Annotated in this window: 21 protein-coding genes and 1 pseudogene; 11 read left to right on the forward strand and 11 right to left on the reverse strand. The window is 51.5% G+C overall.

Translation table 11 applies throughout. The features are described from left to right. Positions 1–73: 73 nt before the first annotated feature. Entirely contained in the window at positions 74–349 is a 276-nt protein-coding gene (gene yjfN, locus FEM44_RS13605; RefSeq protein WP_001517630.1) for a DUF1471 family protease activator YjfN, read from the reverse strand. A gap of 341 nt (positions 350–690) precedes the next feature. After that, positions 691–1020 (reverse strand): biofilm peroxide resistance protein BsmA, encoded by a 330-nt coding sequence (gene bsmA, locus FEM44_RS13610; protein ID WP_064525807.1) that lies wholly within the window; start codon positions 1018–1020, stop codon positions 691–693. Between the two features lie 181 nt (positions 1021–1201). On the opposite strand from bsmA, the gene yjfP reads away from it, so the two are divergent. Next, positions 1202–1951, forward strand: a complete 750-nt coding sequence (yjfP, locus tag FEM44_RS13615) for an esterase (RefSeq protein ID WP_135523653.1) — start codon at positions 1202–1204, stop codon at positions 1949–1951. On the opposite strand, the gene ulaR is transcribed toward yjfP, so the two are convergent. Continuing rightward, on the reverse strand, positions 1948–2703 hold the full coding sequence (ulaR, locus tag FEM44_RS13620; RefSeq protein ID WP_000133631.1) for an HTH-type transcriptional regulator UlaR: 756 nt from the start codon (positions 2701–2703) through the stop codon (positions 1948–1950). The genes yjfP and ulaR overlap by 4 nt on opposite strands. A gap of 107 nt (positions 2704–2810) precedes the next feature. After that, positions 2811–3874: pseudogene (ulaG, locus tag FEM44_RS13625) on the reverse strand (L-ascorbate 6-phosphate lactonase). A 353-nt stretch (positions 3875–4227) separates the two neighbouring features. Here ulaG and ulaA point away from each other — a divergent pair. Genes ulaA through ulaF form a run of 6 tightly spaced genes read left to right on the forward strand, consistent with a single transcriptional unit; the run spans position 4228 to position 8634 of the window. Further along, on the forward strand, positions 4228–5625 hold the full coding sequence (ulaA, locus tag FEM44_RS13630; RefSeq protein ID WP_001355100.1) for a PTS ascorbate transporter subunit IIC: 1398 nt from the start codon (positions 4228–4230) through the stop codon (positions 5623–5625). Between the two features lie 15 nt (positions 5626–5640). Then, entirely contained in the window at positions 5641–5946 is a 306-nt protein-coding gene (gene ulaB / locus FEM44_RS13635) for a PTS ascorbate transporter subunit IIB (RefSeq protein ID WP_000218362.1), read from the forward strand. A 9-nt stretch (positions 5947–5955) separates the two neighbouring features. Then, complete coding sequence (gene ulaC / locus FEM44_RS13640; RefSeq protein WP_000776505.1) at positions 5956–6420, forward strand: PTS ascorbate transporter subunit IIA; 465 nt, start codon at positions 5956–5958, stop codon at positions 6418–6420. Positions 6421–6433: 13 nt separating this feature from the next. After that, a complete protein-coding gene (gene ulaD / locus FEM44_RS13645; RefSeq protein ID WP_108476137.1) occupies positions 6434–7084 on the forward strand; it encodes a 3-keto-L-gulonate-6-phosphate decarboxylase UlaD in 651 nt (216 codons plus the stop codon). A gap of 9 nt (positions 7085–7093) precedes the next feature. Then, entirely contained in the window at positions 7094–7948 is an 855-nt protein-coding gene (gene ulaE / locus FEM44_RS13650; protein ID WP_000949498.1) for an L-ribulose-5-phosphate 3-epimerase UlaE, read from the forward strand. Continuing rightward, the gene (gene ulaF, locus FEM44_RS13655) at positions 7948–8634 is read left to right on the forward strand and encodes an L-ribulose-5-phosphate 4-epimerase UlaF (RefSeq protein WP_135523654.1); all 687 of its coding nucleotides are present in this window, start codon (positions 7948–7950) and stop codon (positions 8632–8634) included. The genes ulaE and ulaF overlap by 1 nt, the downstream gene beginning before the upstream one ends. A 129-nt stretch (positions 8635–8763) precedes the next feature. On the opposite strand, the gene yjfY is transcribed toward ulaF, so the two are convergent. Further along, positions 8764–9039, reverse strand: a complete 276-nt coding sequence (gene yjfY / locus FEM44_RS13660) for a DUF1471 family protein YjfY (RefSeq protein WP_000492914.1) — start codon at positions 9037–9039, stop codon at positions 8764–8766. A gap of 325 nt (positions 9040–9364) precedes the next feature. Between yjfY and rpsF the strand changes: the two genes are divergently transcribed. The 4 genes from rpsF to rplI are packed head-to-tail and all read left to right on the forward strand — an operon-like array spanning position 9365 to position 10804. Continuing rightward, positions 9365–9760, forward strand: a complete 396-nt coding sequence (gene rpsF / locus FEM44_RS13670) for a 30S ribosomal protein S6 (protein ID WP_001216676.1) — start codon at positions 9365–9367, stop codon at positions 9758–9760. 6 nt (positions 9761–9766) lie between these two features. Continuing rightward, positions 9767–10081: a primosomal replication protein N gene (gene priB, locus FEM44_RS13675; protein WP_135523656.1), complete on the forward strand. Its 315-nt coding sequence runs from the start codon at positions 9767–9769 to the stop codon at positions 10079–10081. Positions 10082–10085: 4 nt separating this feature from the next. After that, the gene (gene rpsR / locus FEM44_RS13680) at positions 10086–10313 is read left to right on the forward strand and encodes a 30S ribosomal protein S18 (RefSeq protein WP_000135199.1); all 228 of its coding nucleotides are present in this window, start codon (positions 10086–10088) and stop codon (positions 10311–10313) included. Between the two features lie 41 nt (positions 10314–10354). Then, the gene (rplI, locus tag FEM44_RS13685) at positions 10355–10804 is read left to right on the forward strand and encodes a 50S ribosomal protein L9 (RefSeq protein ID WP_001196062.1); all 450 of its coding nucleotides are present in this window, start codon (positions 10355–10357) and stop codon (positions 10802–10804) included. A 101-nt stretch (positions 10805–10905) separates the two neighbouring features. On the opposite strand, the gene FEM44_RS13690 is transcribed toward rplI, so the two are convergent. The 6 genes from FEM44_RS13690 to FEM44_RS13715 all read right to left on the reverse strand — a co-directional run bounded on the left by FEM44_RS13690 (position 10906) and on the right by FEM44_RS13715 (position 18325). Further along, complete coding sequence (locus tag FEM44_RS13690) at positions 10906–12183, reverse strand: MFS transporter (protein ID WP_135523657.1); 1278 nt, start codon at positions 12181–12183, stop codon at positions 10906–10908. Positions 12184–12275: 92 nt separating this feature from the next. After that, positions 12276–14348, reverse strand: coding sequence for an FAD-dependent oxidoreductase (locus tag FEM44_RS13695; RefSeq protein ID WP_135523658.1), 2073 nt, complete (start codon positions 14346–14348; stop codon positions 12276–12278). Then, positions 14345–15886 (reverse strand): acyl CoA:acetate/3-ketoacid CoA transferase, encoded by a 1542-nt coding sequence (locus tag FEM44_RS13700; protein WP_135523659.1) that lies wholly within the window; start codon positions 15884–15886, stop codon positions 14345–14347. Before FEM44_RS13700 ends, FEM44_RS13695 begins: the two co-directional genes overlap by 4 nt. 9 nt (positions 15887–15895) lie before the next feature. After that, the gene (locus FEM44_RS13705) at positions 15896–16672 is read right to left on the reverse strand and encodes an enoyl-CoA hydratase/isomerase family protein (protein ID WP_032226418.1); all 777 of its coding nucleotides are present in this window, start codon (positions 16670–16672) and stop codon (positions 15896–15898) included. 9 nt (positions 16673–16681) lie between these two features. Continuing rightward, positions 16682–17524, reverse strand: a complete 843-nt coding sequence (locus tag FEM44_RS13710) for a sugar phosphate isomerase/epimerase family protein (RefSeq protein WP_135523660.1) — start codon at positions 17522–17524, stop codon at positions 16682–16684. 9 nt (positions 17525–17533) lie between these two features. Then, on the reverse strand, positions 17534–18325 hold the full coding sequence (locus FEM44_RS13715; RefSeq protein WP_135523661.1) for a 3-ketoacyl-ACP reductase: 792 nt from the start codon (positions 18323–18325) through the stop codon (positions 17534–17536). Between the last annotated feature and the right edge of the window lie 60 nt (positions 18326–18385).

Consider the following 18385-nt stretch of genomic DNA (forward strand, 5'->3'; position numbering starts at 1 on the left):
AATATGTGAAAATTGTAGGCCGGACAAGGCGCTCGCGCCGTATCCGGCATTGTTCATTTGCTGTAGATGACACTCACGCATACAGTATCGCCTGTACACGCCAGTTATCAGGCTGTTGGTCTTCGTACATGGTAATAATGCGGTACCATGACGCACCTTGTTCATCGGCCTTTAACGCCACGATACGTTCCACGTCCTGCGGATCCCCTGAAATATTGCTAACCGAGATCTGACCTATTTCATTCAGGCCCGTCACGCAGTCAGCACTGGCGAATTCTGCAGACTGTGCCGTGGCGCTCGCAGGGCAAGTCACTAATTGCAGCGAGGGTGAGGCAAGTAATTGTTTCATCGTCAGCTCCATTTTTCGTTTCCCCACATGTTGCAGGGCATTCCATCGCGGTAATAAACGCCCGAGCTTCCCGCCGGTAATTTATTGTGCACAGGTAAACGCATAGGGACGCAAAGCAATGTAAAGCTGGCTGTATAAGTTGTCTGATTTATTTACGGTATATACTCGTCATACTTCAAGTTGCATGTGCTGCGTCTGCGTTCACTCACCCCTGTCACTTACTTATGTAAGCTCCTGGGGATTCACTCGCTTGTCGCGTTACTCGGCCTGAGGCCTCGCCCTTTCAGGGCCAACGCAAGCGTTGTTCAAAACGCCCCTGCCGTTTTGTCCTGCAACTCGAATTATTTAGAGTATAAAATGGCTTGTGAATACCACTGTCCTGTCACGATGGTTTCATCCACCATTACGACAACGTAATAATCAGCTTTTGCAGCGACAGCTTTCGCTCTGATTTCTGCTAATGCGTCATCCGGAGAGCCCCGTACCATCGTGCTTACGCTACCTATTCGCTGTAACCCTTGTGTCTGGTCGCGGCGAATCTCTTGCGGATGGTCCGTTACTGGCGGTGCTGGCTGTGGCGTACCTTGCAGTGCGCTACAGGCGCTTAGCATCAACACCAATAATAAACTGGCAAACCGATAAATAACGCTATTACGTTTCCTGCTAACCATAGTGTAGTGCCTTATTTATTTAACTTGAGGGGAATGTTCCCGAATTGTTACCTGGTACGCGATTTTCGAATGAAAACGTTGTGAAAGCGTAATCCACATCTCAACATTATGAACTAATACGGTCAGCAGAAACTTGTGCTAAGGATTTCTTCATGTCATACCAGACTCAAAGGAGAAAAAGATGATTGAATTAGAATCACGCGTGCTGGCTGATATTCCCGTTCTTCACGCTTATCCCGTAGGGCAAAAAGAAATCCCGTTACCGTGTGTGATTTTTTATCACGGATTTACTTCATCCAGCCTGGTTTATAGCTATTTTGCCGTCGCGCTGGCGCAGGCTGGTTTCCGGGTGATCATGCCGGATGCGCCCAATCACGGTAGCCGTTTTAGTGGCGACGCAGCGCGGCGTTTAAATCAATTCTGGCAAATCTTGCTACAAAGTATGCAGGAATTCACTACTTTACGTGCGGCCATAGCCGAAGAAAACTGGTTGCTTGATGAACGCCTGGCGGTTGGTGGCGCGTCAATGGGCGCAATGACCGCGCTGGGGATTACTGCTCGCCACCCCACGGTGAAATGTACCGCCAGCATGATGGGGTCTGGCTATTTCACATCGCTTGCCTGTTCACTGTTTCCACCGTTGAAGTCTGAAACGCCAGCACAGCAAAACGAATTTAATAACATTATTGCTCCACTTGCAGAGTGGGAAGCGACAAACCACCTGGACGAACTGGGAAGCAGGCCACTGCTGTTGTGGCATGGCCTTGACGATGATGTTGTGCCTGCCGAGGAATCACTACGTTTGCAGCAGGCATTAAGAGAAACGGGACGAGATAAACAGTTAACCTGTTCATGGCAGCCTGGCGTGCGCCACCGTATTACACCCGAGGCGTTAGATGCTGCAGTGACGTTTTTCCACCAGCATCTTTAAACCCGCAGAATGCTGACCCCTTGCGCTTCCAGCTGTTGCAGGATCTCTGGGTTAGCATTTTTGCCGGTGATCAGCATATCGATTTGATCGGCGCGGCTAAAAAGCATTCCCGCGCGTTCGCCAATCTTACTGCTATCGACCAATACCACCAGTTTCCCTACCACGCTCAACATCTTCTGTTCTGCCATTGCTGTCAGCATATCGGTTTTATATAACCCTTCTGCGGTCAGCCCTTTGCCGCTGGTAAACATCCAGTGCCCGGCATAGAGACTGTTTTCGCTGCCCTGTGGGCTTAAGGTGATGGACTGACTTTTGTTGTACTGCCCGCCCATGATGATCACGCTGTCATGTTCCTGATCGATCAGATAGTTTGCCAGCGGGAGATAATTAGTGATGATTTGCACCGGTTTGCCACACATTTCCCGGCCGAGCAGAAACGCGGTAGAGCCGCAGTTGATGACTACACTTTCGCCCGGATTAACCAACTGCGAGGCCGCTTTAGCGATACGTACTTTTTCATCGTGATTCTGCGCCTGATGCAGATTCATCGGCGTCCATCGCGGGCGCTGCTGGGTAATCGCTTCGGCGCCGTTGCGCACTTTCTTCAGTTTGCCGCTTTCGTCGAGTTTATTGATATCGCGTCGCGCAGTGGCAGGCGAAATTCCCAGACGCTCAACGACTTTCTCCACGGTCACAAAGCCCAATTGTGCGAGCATTTCCAGGAGGATTTGATGTCTTTGTGCTTCAGTCATGAGCTATTCCGATAAAATTTGATTTTTTTAGATGATATTTGAAATAGCCAGGAAATACTACGCCGGATAGCGCGAACAGATCCACGCTACCCGGTATAAACGACAGATTACAGGAACGATTTGAACGGCAGATCCGGTTCAATGGTGAAGCAATCGTCAAAACCACGTGGATAGTGATACTCGAAGTTATCTTTATCCAACGGCCAGGTAAACTTGCCACCGACCTGCCAGATAAACGGCTTAAAGCCATACTTCAGACGATCTTTTTTCATCTCCCACAGTACGCGGATTTCCTGCGGATCGGCCTGGAAGTTTGACCAGATATCATGGTGGAACGGGATAACTACTTTCGCATTCAACGCTTCGCCCATACGCAGCATATCGGCGCTGGTCATTTTGTCGGTAATACCGCGTGGGTTCTCACCGTACGATCCTAACGCCACGTCGATCTGATGCTCGTTGCCATGTTTTGCATAGTAGTTAGAGTAGTGGGAACGCCGCTGTGATACAGAGAACCGCCCGGTGTTTTGAACAGATAGTTTACTGCGCGATCGTCCATGCCGTCTGGCAGCACTCCAGCCGCTTTTTGATCCGCTGGTAGGGTGATCAGTGCAGTACGGTCGAACGCGTCAAGGGCATGAATTTCAATGTCTTTCACTTTTACCACATCGCCTGGTTTGACCACGATGCAGCGCTCTTTCGGTACTCCCCAGCCAATCCATAAATCCACGCAGGTTTTCGGTCCGATAAACGGTACGTCATCAGCACAGTTCTGCATCACGGCAGCAGCGACGTTGACGTCGATATGATCGTTGTGATCGTGAGTTGCCAGTACCGCGTCGATCTGGCGAATCGCAAACGGATCAAGAACAAACGGGGTGGTACGCAGGTTTGGCTGCAGTTTTTTCACGCCCGCCATGCGCTGCATCTGGTGACCCTGTTTCATCAGCGGGTTACCGTGACTTTGTTTGCCAGTACCGCACCAGAAATCAACGCAAACGTTGGTACCACCTTCCGATTTCAGCCAGATCCCAGTACAACCGAGCCACCACATCGCGAATGTACCAGGAGCTACCTGCTCTTGTTCAATTTCTTCATTCAGCCAGCTACCCCACTCCGGGAAAGTGCTCAGGATCCAGGATTCACGGGTGATACTTTTCACTTTACTCATCGCCATTTACCTTCATGATGTTCAATTTGAATCAATATGTGATTGGTTTTGATTAATCCTGACATTATTTTTTCAGGAAGGCAATGACCGTTTTTTGACTTTTTGCCAGGGAAGTTGTTGTGGATTTTGAGTATGGAAAGATTTAATGGAATGTGTAATTCATTTAACTGAATGAATTTAAATGAATAATTGTTTCTTTGCATGAATCCCACTCTATCAATGTGGAATTATTTGCGTGCCGCGTCACATTTAATCATAAATAATCTTGTTGTGATTACTTTTGAAAATTAGAGTGAATGCACAACATTCCGGGTGTGCGGAATACCCGGTTACCTCTTCTTCAGGAGATCGTTATGGAGATCCTCTACAACATCTTTACCGTGTTTTTTAACCAGGTCATGACCAATGCCCCGTTGTTGCTGGGTATTGTGACCTGCCTGGGTTACATCCTACTGCGCAAAAGTGTCAGCGTTATTATTAAAGGTACGATTAAAACCATAATTGGTTTCATGTTGTTGCAGGCAGGGTCCGGCATCCTGACCAGCACCTTCAAACCGGTGGTGGCGAAAATGTCGGAAGTCTACGGTATCAACGGTGCGATTTCAGATACTTACGCTTCGATGATGGCCACTATCGAGCGCATGGGCGATGCCTATAGCTGGGTAGGGTACGCGGTGCTGCTGGCACTGGCGCTGAACATTTGTTACGTGCTGCTGCGTCGTATTACCGGTATTCGCACCATCATGCTGACCGGCCACATTATGTTTCAGCAGGCGGGGCTGATTGCCGTCACGCTGTTCATCTTTGGCTACTCCATGTGGACCACCATTATCTGCACGGCGATTCTGGTTTCGCTCTACTGGGGCATTACCTCCAACATGATGTACAAGCCGACTCAGGAAGTGACGGATGGCTGCGGTTTCTCCATCGGTCACCAGCAGCAGTTTGCATCATGGATTGCTTATAAAGTCGCGCCGTTCCTGGGCAAAAAAGAGGAGAGCGTTGAAGACCTCAAACTGCCTGGCTGGCTGAACATTTTCCACGACAACATCGTCTCCACGGCGATTGTCATGACCATCTTCTTTGGCGCCATTCTGCTCTCCTTCGGTATCGACACCGTGCAGGCGATGGCAGGCAAAGTGCACTGGACGGTCTACATCCTGCAAACCGGTTTCTCCTTTGCTGTGGCGATCTTCATCATCACTCAGGGCGTGCGCATGTTTGTGGCGGAACTCTCTGAAGCATTTAACGGTATCTCCCAGCGTCTGATCCCAGGTGCGGTTCTGGCGATTGACTGTGCGGCTATCTATAGCTTCGCGCCGAACGCCGTGGTCTGGGGCTTTATGTGGGGCACTATCGGTCAGCTGATTGCGGTTGGTATCCTGGTCGCCTGCGGTTCCTCGATCCTGATTATTCCGGGCTTTATCCCAATGTTCTTCTCCAACGCCACTATCGGCGTGTTCGCTAACCACTTCGGCGGCTGGCGTGCGGCGCTGAAGATTTGTCTGGTGATGGGGATGATCGAAATCTTTGGCTGTGTTTGGGCGGTGAAACTCACCGGCATGAGTGCCTGGATGGGTATGGCGGACTGGTCGATTCTGGCACCGCCGATGATGCAGGGCTTCTTCTCCATCGGTATCGCCTTTATGGCTGTCATCATTGTAATTGCACTGGCTTATATGTTCTTCGCTGGCCGCGCGCTGCGCGCAGAAGAAGATGCAGAAAAACAACTGGCAGAACAGTCTGCTTAATAAGGAGTTTTGATTATGACCGTACGTATTCTGGCTGTGTGTGGCAACGGACAAGGCAGTTCCATGATCATGAAGATGAAAGTGGACCAGTTTTTAACCCAATCAAACATTGACCACACGGTAAACAGCTGCGCGGTTGGCGAATACAAAAGCGAGTTGAGCGGCGCGGATATCATCATCGCTTCTACCCATATCGCGGGCGAAATCACCGTGACCGGCAACAAATACGTGGTTGGCGTGCGCAACATGCTCTCTCCGGCTGACTTTGGCCCGAAACTGCTGGAAGTGATTAAAGAACATTTCCCGCAGGACGTGAAGTAAGGACGCGCTATGAAATTACGTGATTCGCTGGCGGAAAATAAATCTATCCGTCTGCAGGCTGAAGCTGAAACCTGGCAGGACGCGGTAAAAATCGGCGTTGATCTGCTGGTGGCGGCGGACGTTGTCGAGCCGCGTTACTACCAGGCGATTCTGGATGCGGTTGAACAGCACGGCCCGTACTTTGTACTCGCGCCAGGCCTGGCAATGCCGCACGGTCGCCCGGAAGAGGGCGTTAAGAAAACCGGTTTTGCGCTGGTGACGCTGAAAAAGCCGCTGGAGTTCAACCACGAAGATAACGATCCGGTGGATATCCTCATCACCATGGCGGCGGTCGATGCCAACACTCACCAGGAAGTGGGCATCATGCAGATCGTCAACCTGTTTGAAGATGAAGAGAATTTCGACCGTTTACGCGCCTGCCGTACCGAGCAGGAAGTACTGGATCTCATTGACCGCACCAACGCGGCAGCTTAAGAAGGAATTGAACATGTCATTACCGATGTTGCAAGTCGCGCTGGACAACCAGACTATGGATAGCGCCTACGAAACCACTCGCCTGATTGCCGAAGAAGTCGACATTATCGAAGTGGGCACCATTCTGTGCGTGGGTGAAGGCGTGCGTGCGGTTCGTGACCTGAAAGCACTCTACCCGCACAAAATCGTGCTGGCAGACGCCAAAATTGCCGATGCGGGCAAAATTCTTTCTCGTATGTGCTTCGAAGCCAACGCTGACTGGGTGACCGTAATTTGCTGTGCGGATATCAACACCGCCAAAGGTGCGCTGGACGTAGCAAAAGAGTTTAACGGCGACGTGCAGATCGAACTGACCGGTTACTGGACCTGGGAACAGGCGCAGCAGTGGCGTGACGCAGGCATTGGGCAGGTGGTTTATCACCGCAGCCGTGACGCGCAGGCCGCAGGCGTGGCATGGGGCGAAGCGGACATTACCGCGATCAAACGTCTTTCCGATATGGGCTTCAAAGTAACCGTCACCGGTGGCCTGGCGCTGGAAGACTTGCCGCTGTTCAAAGGTATTCCGATTCATGTGTTTATCGCGGGTCGCAGCATCCGTGATGCCGCTTCTCCGGTTGAAGCTGCGCGTCAGTTCAAACGTTCCATCGCCCAGCTGTGGGGCTAAGGAGCGGATATGTTGTCCAAACAAATCCCGCTTGGCATCTATGAAAAAGCGCTCCCCGCCGGGGAGTGCTGGCTGGAACGACTGCAACTGGCAAAAACGTTAGGCTTCGATTTTGTCGAGATGTCGGTAGATGAAACGGACGATCGCCTGTCGCGCCTCGACTGGAGCCGCGAGCAGCGTCTGGCGCTGGTGAACGCGATTGTTGAAACCGGCGTACGCGTGCCGTCCATGTGCCTTTCGGCCCATCGTCGTTTCCCGTTGGGCAGCGAAGATGACGCGGTGCGGGCGCAGGGGCTGGAGATTATGCGCAAAGCTATCCAGTTCGCCCAGGACGTTGGCATTCGCGTGATCCAGCTGGCGGGCTATGACGTTTACTATCAGGAAGCCAATAACGAAACGCGTCGTCGTTTCCGTGACGGCCTGAAAGAGAGCGTTGAGATGGCAAGCCGCGCGCAGGTGACGCTGGCAATGGAGATCATGGATTACCCATTGATGAACTCCATCAGTAAGGCGCTGGGCTACGCGCACTATCTCAACAATCCGTGGTTCCAGCTCTACCCGGATATCGGCAACCTGTCGGCGTGGGACAACGATGTGCAGATGGAATTGCAGGCCGGAATCGGGCATATCGTCGCGGTGCATGTGAAAGACACCAAACCAGGCGTCTTCAAAAACGTGCCGTTTGGTGAGGGAGTAGTGGATTTCGAACGTTGCTTCGAAACGCTCAAACAGAGTGGCTATTGCGGGCCGTACCTGATTGAGATGTGGAGCGAAACGGCGGAAGACCCGGCGGCAGAAGTGGCGAAAGCGCGCGATTGGGTGAAAGCGCGCATGGCCAAAGCAGGCATGGTGGAGGCGGCATAATGCAAAAGCTGAAACAGCAGGTGTTTGAGGCCAACATGGATCTGCCGCGTTACGGGCTGGTGACCTTTACCTGGGGCAACGTCAGCGCCATTGACCGCGAACGCGGGTTGGTGGTGATCAAGCCCAGCGGCGTCGCCTACGAAACCATGAAAGCAGACGATATGGTGGTGGTCGATATGAGCGGTAAGGTGGTGGAAGGGGAATATCGTCCGTCTTCCGACACTGCGACGCATCTCGAACTCTACCGTCGTTATCCGTCGCTTGGCGGCATTGTCCATACCCACTCCACTCATGCCACCGCATGGGCGCAGGCGGGGCTGGCGATCCCTGCGTTAGGCACCACGCATGCCGACTACTTCTTTGGTGATATCCCGTGTACGCGCGGATTAAGCGAAGAAGAGGTTCAGGGCGAGTACGAACTGAACACCGGCAAAGTGATTATCGAAACGCTGGGTGACGCCGAGCCGCTGTATACACCGGGGATTGTGGTGTATCAGCACGGACCGTTCGCCTGGGGGAAAGATGCCCACGACGCGGTGCATAACGCGGTGGTGATGGAAGAAGTGGCGAAAATGGCGTGGATTGCGCGCAGTATTAATCCACAACTCAATCACATCGACAGCTTCCTGATGAATAAACACTTCATGCGTAAGCACGGTCCCAACGCCTATTACGGGCAGAAGTAAAACACGCGCTGCGGAAATTTCCTTCTTCGGGAGATAACTGGTCTGATTCCGCAGCCGTTTTTCAAAAAAATGCCCCCGGAGAAGGGGGCAAAGCAAACTATGGCAATGTTTCGTTGGTTATACCTGGTGCTAGCGATAAATATCCGCGCTGGCGTGCATATTGCCGTTACTCCCCGGTTCCCGCATCAGAATCACGTGGTAGTACGTTGCGCCTTGCGCATCTGTCTCTTCATTCAGTGCCTGGCGAGCTTCACTTTCAGTGGCGAAGTTATGGTTGATATAAATCACGCCTAAGCTCTGTACGTCGTCCATATTTCTGGCCTGGTGGTTATTAATTTCAATGGCTGCCCATGTATTTGCACTTAGCAAAAGCACAGCCAGAAGGGCTAAAACACGACTGAACATAGATACCTCCTCGACGGCTGTCTTTGTATGCGCTCCTCTGTGATGATCTTCTGATTTAATTTTAATCAATGATAAAGAAGTTGATGGTGACCATTTCTGATGCAGTTGTTCGAAAAAACACTGTGACGGAATGTGATGAACTTCAAATCAGCGAGTTAGTAGGATTTGGCGAAGATGAGATTTATTTGTCTGCTGGCCTTGAGTTTAGCGGGGTATACCAGTACTATAACGCGTCATTTTTCAGCCGCCCTTTAACACGTTCCTTGCCTCCATGGGCTGCGGTTGACCCAGACAGGAGGCTGAATAATCCGTAAGGAGCAATTCGATGCGTCATTACGAAATCGTTTTTATGGTCCATCCTGACCAGAGCGAACAGGTTCCGGGCATGATCGAGCGCTACACTGCTGCCATCACTGGTGCAGAAGGCAAGATCCACCGTCTGGAAGACTGGGGCCGCCGTCAGCTGGCTTACCCGATCAACAAACTGCACAAAGCTCATTACGTTCTGATGAACGTTGAAGCGCCGCAGGAAGTGATCGATGAGCTGGAAACTACCTTCCGCTTCAACGACGCCGTTATCCGTAGCATGGTAATGCGTACTAAGCACGCCGTTACCGAAGCATCTCCGATGGTTAAAGCGAAAGACGAGCGCCGTGAGCGTCGCGATGATTTCGCAAACGAAACCGCTGATGATGCTGAAGCTGGGGATTCTGAAGAGTAATTTCTGATGACCAACCGTCTGGTGTTGTCCGGCACCGTGTGCAGGACTCCCCTTCGAAAGGTCAGTCCATCAGGAATTCCTCACTGCCAGTTCGTGCTTGAGCATCGTTCTGTGCAGGAGGAAGCCGGTTTTCACCGGCAGGCGTGGTGCCAAATGCCCGTTATTGTTAGCGGACACGAAAACCAGGCCATTACTCACAGTATAACGGTCGGCAGTTGCATAACCGTTCAGGGGTTCATTTCATGCCACAAGGCAAAGAACGGACTGAGCAAAATGGTTTTGCATGCCGAGCAGATTGAATTGATAGATTCTGGAGACTAGCCATATGGCACGTTATTTCCGTCGTCGCAAGTTCTGCCGTTTCACCGCGGAAGGCGTTCAAGAGATCGACTATAAAGATATCGCTACGCTGAAAAACTACATCACCGAAAGCGGTAAGATTGTCCCAAGCCGTATCACCGGGACCCGTGCAAAATACCAGCGTCAGCTGGCTCGCGCTATCAAACGCGCTCGCTACCTGTCCCTGCTGCCGTACACTGATCGCCATCAGTAATCGGTCACGGTCCATTAATACGACTTTGAGAGGATAAGGTAATGCAAGTTATTCTGCTTGATAAAGTAGCAAACCTGGGTAGCCTGGGTGATCAGGTAAACGTTAAAGCGGGCTATGCTCGTAACTTCCTGGTACCGCAGGGTAAAGCTGTTCCAGCTACCAAGAAAAACATTGAATTCTTCGAAGCACGTCGCGCTGAACTGGAAGCTAAACTGGCTGAAGTTCTGGCAGCAGCTAACGCTCGCGCTGAGAAAATCAATGCACTGGAAACTGTTACCATCGCGTCTAAAGCTGGCGACGAAGGTAAACTGTTCGGTTCCATCGGTACTCGCGACATCGCTGACGCTGTAACTGCAGCTGGCGTTGAAGTGGCTAAGAGCGAAGTTCGTCTGCCGAACGGCGTTCTGCGTACCACTGGCGAACACGAAGTGAGCTTCCAGGTTCACAGCGAAGTATTCGCGAAAGTGATCGTAAACGTAGTAGCTGAATAATTCGTTATTCAACGAGACGTAAAAACGCCGACCATTGGTCGGCGTTTTGCTTTATAGCGAAAGCGTTACAACTGGTAGTATAACGCTCTGATATCTATTAATTAGCTTGTCGCTAACTGTGCATGTGGTTCTTCATCTTTAACTTTGATAAGCGTCCACAACGCAATGGCGCCAATAATGTCAAAGAAAGCCAGGGCAATAAAGAACGGCGCGAAACCGATAATGTGAACGAATGCCCCGATAAACAGGTTGAAAATCAACTGACCGCTCCACGCACAGGCTCCTGCCATACCCACTGCGGTAGCTACTTCGTCTTTTTTGAACAGATCACCGCCCAGAGTTGCTGCAACAGTAGAAAGACATTGATGCGAGAACGCGCCAATACTAATCAGTAATACGGCAATAAAGGGATTTTCGACAATACTCACCAGGCCAATCGTCATCATAATGACGGCTGCAATAGTGAAGGTAATTCTTCGTGAGTTAATTAAACTCACTCCGCGATCGTGGAGGAACTTCGCGACAAAACCGCTGGCTAAACAGCCGAGGTCGCCCAGCAGGAAAGGCAGCCAGACGAACATGGCAATTTCTTTCAGGCTAAAATGCAGCGTTTCGACGAAGAAAATCGGCACCCAGAAGTTAATGGTTCCCCATGCCGGGTCAGCGAGAAAACGTGCGATGCCAATCCCCCAGAAATTACGTTGGCTGAGGATATGCTTGATTGACGTTTTTTCTTTCTTATCTGTTTTAAGATGCTGCTCTTGTCCGGATTCAATATATTGGCGTTCTTCATCAGAAAGGCGTTTGGCATCTTTTGGATCTTTATAACAAAAGAACCAAAATAAAGCCGCGAGTAAAGCAAGGCTACCCGAGACAATAAACGCAAATTGCCAGCTATGAAACATAATGCACCAGGCAATCAGCGGTGGTGCAAGCATCGCGCCGAGTGAGGTGCCCATATTGAAAACACCTGTCGCCACGCCACGCTCTTTTGCCGGAAACCATGTTGATGCGGTTTTTACACCCGCCGGAATCGCCGACGCTTCGCTGAAACCCATCAGGGCGCGCATAAATGCCAGACCAGACCATGTTCCGGTCAGCGCATGCCCCATTGTCGCCAGACCCCAGATTGCGGCACATATCGCAAAACTTATTTTTAGACCAACGGTATCAATAAAGAAGCCCATTATCGGTTGCCCCAACGTATAGGCTAACTGGAATGCACTGACAATCCATGAATATTGCTCTTTAGTTATTCCGGTTGTCTCCATAATGGTTGGAGCCGCAATACCTAACGCTGTTCTGTCCAGATAATTGATTACAGTGATAAAGCATACGAGGGCAATCATATGCCACCGGTAATTCTTTATTTTATTCATGTTTAAACCTTTTAATTATATTAATAAACCCTGGTTGTTGGTAATTCCGTGTAATAGGTAATAAAAATCAGGTACAGAGGAAATATTGAAAATTATTGTGCGTAAATTTCTCCCTTTAAAAAATCTGGCCAGTTTTTTTCAAAGTAAATACCATTAATACGCGGTTGTTCACGTAAAGATTTCACTTCGGTAATAAAAGAACCTTGCGAATATTGAATCGTTAATTTGTGATTTTTGTCTTCAGCGACTTCAGAGCGAAAACGCCATTCTTCTATTGCGCCGCGACGAGTTTGTGTTAGACATTCACCTTGTGGGTCCATAACCATCCGCGCCCCGCGGCTACCGCCACCAGCGTCAATATAATGCGTTAATTGTGTTAATACCGCGGCAGAGGTCAGCGCCATATGTCGCCACATAAATAGCTCGGCAATTTCGCCTACGTGGTTGATGGTCAAACCGTGTTGCTGCACAAATTCACTCAACAGCAGGGCGTCGCGGGTGGCGTGGCGAACTTTATCGGCATGACAAATAAATCCAGCATAATCAGACATTCGTGCCTGGATTTTTTCTTTCGCCGTTGTCAGCGTCATTCCGTTCTCGTTTGCCAGCGCCTGAGTGATGATCTCTCTGACAGTAGACAATGGCGAGGCTGCCAGCTTTGCAATATCTCCATCAACAGACCGCTTTTGGGAGCAACCAATAAAACGCGCCAGGCGCACGGCAAAAACCTGTCCGGCATTCAGTGCCGCGCCGCCAGGCCGGGTAACGCCGTGAGTTCCGGCAACTTCTCCCACCGCGAAGCAACCGGGCAGGGAGGTTTGCCCCCAGATATCCACTTCTATACCGCCATTCATATGCTGATTGTTCATGGCGAACTGCAGAGGCTGCGCTGTGAGATCGTAACCGTGCATCTTGTACAGCGAGATAGACAGCGGATTCATTCGTTGCAGGCGTTCGATGGGTGATTGCGCGAGGGCGCCGTTATTTTCCAGATACGCATGAACGTCGGCATCCAGCCGCTCTAATGAGAACGGTAAATCACCAGGCACGGCTTCAGGATTGCGATTGAAATCCATAAAAACCTGGCGACCACGTTGTTGTTCCTGCGCCACCGCCATATCCAGCAAGCTTGAGCCAAAATCCATCACCCGCGTGGCATGGAACGGCCACTGATAGCCCTTACGGAAGATGTTTGAAGCCAGTTCCTGGGTAGTGCGATAGTAATCCGCAAGGAAGTTATACTCATTGCCTCCGGCATCCACGGAATAGATATATGGGATCACCTGTACATAGGTGCCAGACAAATTCCACGGAAAGGTGCTGCGCGGCGTGCCAATACCAAACTGGCTTTCTGTCAGATTGGTTAGCGTCAAACCTTCTTCCAGTGCTAGTCCCAGCGAGCCGAAGCATTTATGTGGATAAACACTGTCGCGATAAAGTTCGCCTGGTCCGCCCGTTGCCAGTACCACATTGGGCGTAGTCACAATGGCCAGCCCCCAGGGGTTATGGGCACGGGAACCGGTTGCGAGAATAGCCCCCGCCACGCGATCTTCGCCATTCTCTCCGCACTGATGCAGGAGCTTAATCACCGTTGCACTGGTCAGTAGTGGAATGGCAAGACGCTGCACTTCCTCCAGTAATACTTTCACCATCAGACGAGAAGTGCGCGGCCCACAAGAAGTTGCGCGCCCGGCTTCGTCATGATCGGTCTGATAACGGAGAATTGCGCCATAGCGGTCCTCTGGTAATTCCAGACCAAGATATTGCAGACCGCCGAGGGTATGCAGAGAACCGACCGCCTCGACATAAGCGGTGTCGTGATCCATTGCGCCACCGCTCGCCAGTGCTTCCGCCAGTTTGGCGAAGTTGTCACCATTGCCCGCAGTAGCGGCGGTAAACAGTGTTTGTTTATCAGAACCGGAACACGCTGACGTTCCCATGTATAACCCGGCGGTCGCGATCAGTACATTTTGCTGACGACGCTTTAGTTCTACTGCCGCACGTAATCCTGCAGCGCCGCTACCAACGACCAGCGCATCAACTTGCCAGATCGGGTAATCAACATCCTCAACGGTGATAATCGACGTTGGCTCTGCTGACACAAACCCCTTCGGGAAAGTGACATGGGTCAGCGCATCGAGGATGGTGTCATCAAGCTGACTCATGCATCCTCCATTGGCGTAAACAGGCTGCTTTCCATCAGACGTGGTTGCCTGATAATAGGGCGGAAGGCCATGAACGGCAGAATGTCGCGCTCAATCTCCACGCCCGGCGCGAGCTCAATTAATTCAACGCCTTCTGCCGTTAACTGGAATACCGCGCGTTCGGTGATATACAGCACCTCCTGACCGCTTTGCTGCGCGTACGCGGCGCTAAAGGTAATTTTTTCCACTTGGGTAACCAGTTTAGGGATTTGACCTGACTGGGCGATATGCAATCCATCTGGCGTTACATCGATTTTGCTGCCTTTGGCGTCGAACGTGCCGCAGAACACCACTTTACGGGCGTTTTGCGCAATTTCGAGAAATCCGCCGGGGCCAATGAGATTGCCATTGAGATGCGAGACGTTGACGTTACCGTGCTGATCCATCTCTCCCATGCCGAGGAAGGTGATATCGATCCCTCCGCCACTGTAGAACTCAAATTGATCGAGTGATGGAATAATGGCGTCGGCGTTACGGGCGCAGCCGAAAAACGCATCATCCAGCATCATACCGTTATGCACGCCTTGCTCGACGCTTAGCCATAAACTTTGGTAAGGAACGCCTTCGCGCAGCGCAACCCCAGGAATGCCGCCGGGAATGCCAAAGCCAAAGTTGGTTGAAGCGCCAGCCACCAGTTCGCGTGCTGCCCGACGGGCAATCAGGCGACGCACCGGATGACTAACCAGTTCAATAGCGTCGTTAGAACTCAGACGACGATGTTGCCCGCTGATCGTCAGGTCGTAACCGCCAAGATAGGTTTGCGGTTGTTCGCGGCACTCAACGATGCCATCGACCAGAATCCCCGGCAGCTTGACCTTGCGAGGTTCAATGGCGCCTGCTTCCAGTACATCGCGCACCTGTACGAACACTTTGCCGCCGCTGTTGTGTGCTGCCAGCGCCATCGAATAGCTATCCATATCAATCGCTTCTTCTTCAAGGCTGACGTTGCCACGCGGATCGGCATAAGTGCCGCGCAAAATGGCATAGTCCACTCTGAAAGGGCGATAGCGGAGTTTGGTTTCACCATCAATTTCAATCAGTTCTACCAGATCGTCGGTGGTGCAAGCGTTCGACTTACCGCCGCCATTGCGCGGATCAACAAACGATCCCAACCCTACGTGGGTAAAAAGTCCCGGACGTCCGGCACCGATCTCCCGTAGCAACGCCTGAATCACGCCACCAGGAAAGCAGTAGGCTTCAATGGCATTGTTTTTCACCAGTTCCTGCATTTTGGGCGACCAGGTAAAGTGTCCGGCAATTATGCGTTTGAGCATTTCGGCATGAGCGAAGCGATTAGTACCTTTGCTGTCGCGATCGCCAATACCCAGCGAGTGGATTAATGTCAGATCGCGCGGGTGTCCGGTTTGCAGGAAACGAGCTTCAATGGCTGCCAGAATATGGTCGGCTTCCACCATGCCACCGCCGTTACCGCTAATGGCAATGGTTGCGCCGTCCTGAATTTGCGCCGCCAGTGCCTCGGCGGTTGTTATCTTACGCATACAATTTCCTTATTGATTGTGGAAGCTCACGCTACTTTTTTCGGCAAACGCGCGCGTCGCCTGCTGGCAATCCTGAGTAGCAGACATTAACCCTGCCAGTAACTGGTGCGAGTAATCGGCGTGTTTATTTTCCAGCGCCAGAATCAGCTGCTTAATATGTGCCAGCGCCACCGGACCACATTTTTCCAGCTGCGCTAACTGATTCGCCATCCAGCTTTCTACCTGTTCTTTTTCTACCACTTCATCAATTAAATTCGCCGCCTGGGCTTCATGTGCCGTCAGACGTTTACCCAGCATCAGCATCTGGCGACCGACCACCGGACCGACCTGATTAAGCACGCGTTCAATGCCCATCCAGCCAGGCACCATACCGAGCATCACTTCCGGGTTAGAGAATTTCGCGCTGGGGCGAGCAATACGAATATCGCAGCACAAAGCAAGTTCAATCCCACCGCCGATGGTATGACCGTTGAGGTTCGCAACGGTTAATTGGGGTAAATTGCGCAGACGATTAAAAACGTCATTACCGCGTTTAATCCATTTTCTGCCCATATCTAATGGCGAATAGGCTGACCACGATTTAATATCGCCGCCCGCACAAAAGAATTTATCGCCGGTAGCCGTTAATTCGACTAATCGTAATGTGGTGTCGTTTTCAATTTCATTTAAATAATGATCGAGAGATTCGATCATTTCTTCATTAATAGCATGACATTTATCTTCACGGTTCAATGTCAGGCGGCAGGAAGCCGCCGCTCTGCTGAACAGAACGGGTTGGTCACTCATGTTCATTCCTTAACAATAATGCGCGATGCGATCGACGCTAATATCCAGCGTGTTGTTAATATCTTTCTGCCACCAATACGGCGAGAATATTTCCAGTTCAATAGCGCCATTAAATCCGGCGTTTTCAACCAGCCGACGAATTGACGGAATATTGATGACGCCATCTCCCGGCATTCCACGGTCATTGACCAGATCGGTGGTCGGCACTAACCAGTCGGAAACATGAAACGCGAGGATGCGTTTTCCGGCACGCAGGATCTGACTGGCGAGATCCGGATCCCACCAGACGTGATAAACATCCACCGCCACGCCGAGGCCAAACTCGCCATCGGGATCGAGTTCATCACACCAGTCCAGCGCCTGGCGTAACGTGCACAAACAGGAACGATCGGCTGCGGTCATTGGGTGCAGCGGCTCCAGCGCAATTGGCACGCCAACTTCTTTCGAATGTGGCAGTAACTGGCGAATCCCTTGTTTCACCTGTTCCCGCGCCTCATACAGATCTTTTGTGCCCTGCGGTAATCCGCCAACCACCTGCATATAACAGGCGGCGCTCAGCACCGCTGCATCGTCCAGCGCCCTGCGGTTATCATCAATCGCCAGTTTGCGTTCCGCCAGCGTCGGCGCAGTGTAGTAAGTGCTACGGCACAAACCGGAAACGCTCATGTTACTGGCGGCGAGTTGGCGGGCGATCTGCTGGAGATCTTCGCCCTGCAACTCTCTGCGCCAGGGGGCGATTGCGCCAATACCGCGCGCGGCGCAAGCATCAATAATGGCAGGTAGCGGCGTTTTATAGCCCAGTGTCGCGGTATTGATACTGAATAAATCCGGGCGTTGTAACAGATCTCTCATGATTCAGCCTCAGAAGCGCGGCATACTTAAGCCGCCGTCGATGGCGACCGCCTGACCACAGGTGTAAATCAGTTTGCCTTCCGCCATCGCGCGGACGGTGGAAGCGATATCAGCCGGATAACCCCAACGTCCCCACGGCACCAGACCTTTGGCAATCAATTCGTCGTAATAGGCGGTTGCCGGAATGGTCATATCGGTTTTGATTAGACCAGGGCGCACTTCATAAACGCCAATTTGTTCATTGCAAAGGCGAGCAGCAAACAGACGAGCAGCGGCAGAAACGGCGGTTTTGGCAATGGTGTATTCGCCGCGATTCATCGCCAGCATGATGGCGTTGATTGAGCTGACAAAAATAATCGAGCGATGCGGGAATTCTGTTTCTGGTTTTGGCTGTGCGAGCAGACGTTTACTGAATGCTTGTGCGAGGAAGAACGGCGCGCGGGTGTTAATGGCAATGTTTTGGTCAAAACTGTCTGGTTCGAGGTCGAGAAGGTCACCGCGCTTTTTCACGGAAATGCCTGCGTTATTGAGCAGACAGTCCAGACGCCCCCACTGGTTTTGCGCCGCGTCGAGCATCTCTTCATGCAGGGAGAGATCGCCAACATCGGCAGGGAAGCAAAGCACTTCCACGCCTTCTGCCTGACATTCCTGTTGCGTGGCATGTAATTTTTCTACGCTGTCGGCATCGGGGCGATCGTTAATCAACAGATTAAATCCGCCACGGGCAAGCTCCAGCGCACACCCCTTACCAATGCCACGTGCGGCTCCAGTGATAACGGCAACAGGACGAGTGGATTTCATACAATAGCTCTCTTTTGAATATTGTTTCCTTGAGTGACGATTAGCTTGCGACGTGCGCCA

Source organism: Escherichia sp. E4742 (assembly GCF_005843885.1).
Lineage (GTDB): Bacteria > Pseudomonadota > Gammaproteobacteria > Enterobacterales > Enterobacteriaceae > Escherichia.

Excerpts from the sequence above, each read along its gene's own strand:
- FEM44_RS13700 (WP_135523659.1), bottom strand. The coding sequence starts at position 15,886 with ATGCGTAAGATAACAACCGCCGAGGCACTGGCGGCGCAAATTCAGGAC.
- ulaC (WP_000776505.1), top strand. The coding sequence starts at position 5,956 with ATGAAATTACGTGATTCGCTGGCGGAAAATAAATCTATCCGTCTGCAG.
- FEM44_RS13715 (WP_135523661.1), bottom strand. The coding sequence starts at position 18,325 with ATGAAATCCACTCGTCCTGTTGCCGTTATCACTGGAGCCGCACGTGGC.
- rpsR (WP_000135199.1), top strand. The coding sequence starts at position 10,086 with ATGGCACGTTATTTCCGTCGTCGCAAGTTCTGCCGTTTCACCGCGGAA.
- ulaR (WP_000133631.1), bottom strand. The coding sequence starts at position 2,703 with ATGACTGAAGCACAAAGACATCAAATCCTCCTGGAAATGCTCGCACAA.
- FEM44_RS13710 (WP_135523660.1), bottom strand. The coding sequence starts at position 17,524 with ATGAGAGATCTGTTACAACGCCCGGATTTATTCAGTATCAATACCGCG.
- ulaA (WP_001355100.1), top strand. The coding sequence starts at position 4,228 with ATGGAGATCCTCTACAACATCTTTACCGTGTTTTTTAACCAGGTCATG.
- FEM44_RS13690 (WP_135523657.1), bottom strand. The coding sequence starts at position 12,183 with ATGAATAAAATAAAGAATTACCGGTGGCATATGATTGCCCTCGTATGC.
- bsmA (WP_064525807.1), bottom strand. The coding sequence starts at position 1,020 with ATGGTTAGCAGGAAACGTAATAGCGTTATTTATCGGTTTGCCAGTTTA.
- ulaF (WP_135523654.1), top strand. The coding sequence starts at position 7,948 with ATGCAAAAGCTGAAACAGCAGGTGTTTGAGGCCAACATGGATCTGCCG.
- yjfY (WP_000492914.1), bottom strand. The coding sequence starts at position 9,039 with ATGTTCAGTCGTGTTTTAGCCCTTCTGGCTGTGCTTTTGCTAAGTGCA.
- yjfN (WP_001517630.1), bottom strand. The coding sequence starts at position 349 with ATGAAACAATTACTTGCCTCACCCTCGCTGCAATTAGTGACTTGCCCT.
- ulaB (WP_000218362.1), top strand. The coding sequence starts at position 5,641 with ATGACCGTACGTATTCTGGCTGTGTGTGGCAACGGACAAGGCAGTTCC.
- ulaD (WP_108476137.1), top strand. The coding sequence starts at position 6,434 with ATGTCATTACCGATGTTGCAAGTCGCGCTGGACAACCAGACTATGGAT.
- rpsF (WP_001216676.1), top strand. The coding sequence starts at position 9,365 with ATGCGTCATTACGAAATCGTTTTTATGGTCCATCCTGACCAGAGCGAA.
- yjfP (WP_135523653.1), top strand. The coding sequence starts at position 1,202 with ATGATTGAATTAGAATCACGCGTGCTGGCTGATATTCCCGTTCTTCAC.
- FEM44_RS13695 (WP_135523658.1), bottom strand. The coding sequence starts at position 14,348 with ATGAGTCAGCTTGATGACACCATCCTCGATGCGCTGACCCATGTCACT.
- priB (WP_135523656.1), top strand. The coding sequence starts at position 9,767 with ATGACCAACCGTCTGGTGTTGTCCGGCACCGTGTGCAGGACTCCCCTT.
- FEM44_RS13705 (WP_032226418.1), bottom strand. The coding sequence starts at position 16,672 with ATGAGTGACCAACCCGTTCTGTTCAGCAGAGCGGCGGCTTCCTGCCGC.
- ulaE (WP_000949498.1), top strand. The coding sequence starts at position 7,094 with ATGTTGTCCAAACAAATCCCGCTTGGCATCTATGAAAAAGCGCTCCCC.
- rplI (WP_001196062.1), top strand. The coding sequence starts at position 10,355 with ATGCAAGTTATTCTGCTTGATAAAGTAGCAAACCTGGGTAGCCTGGGT.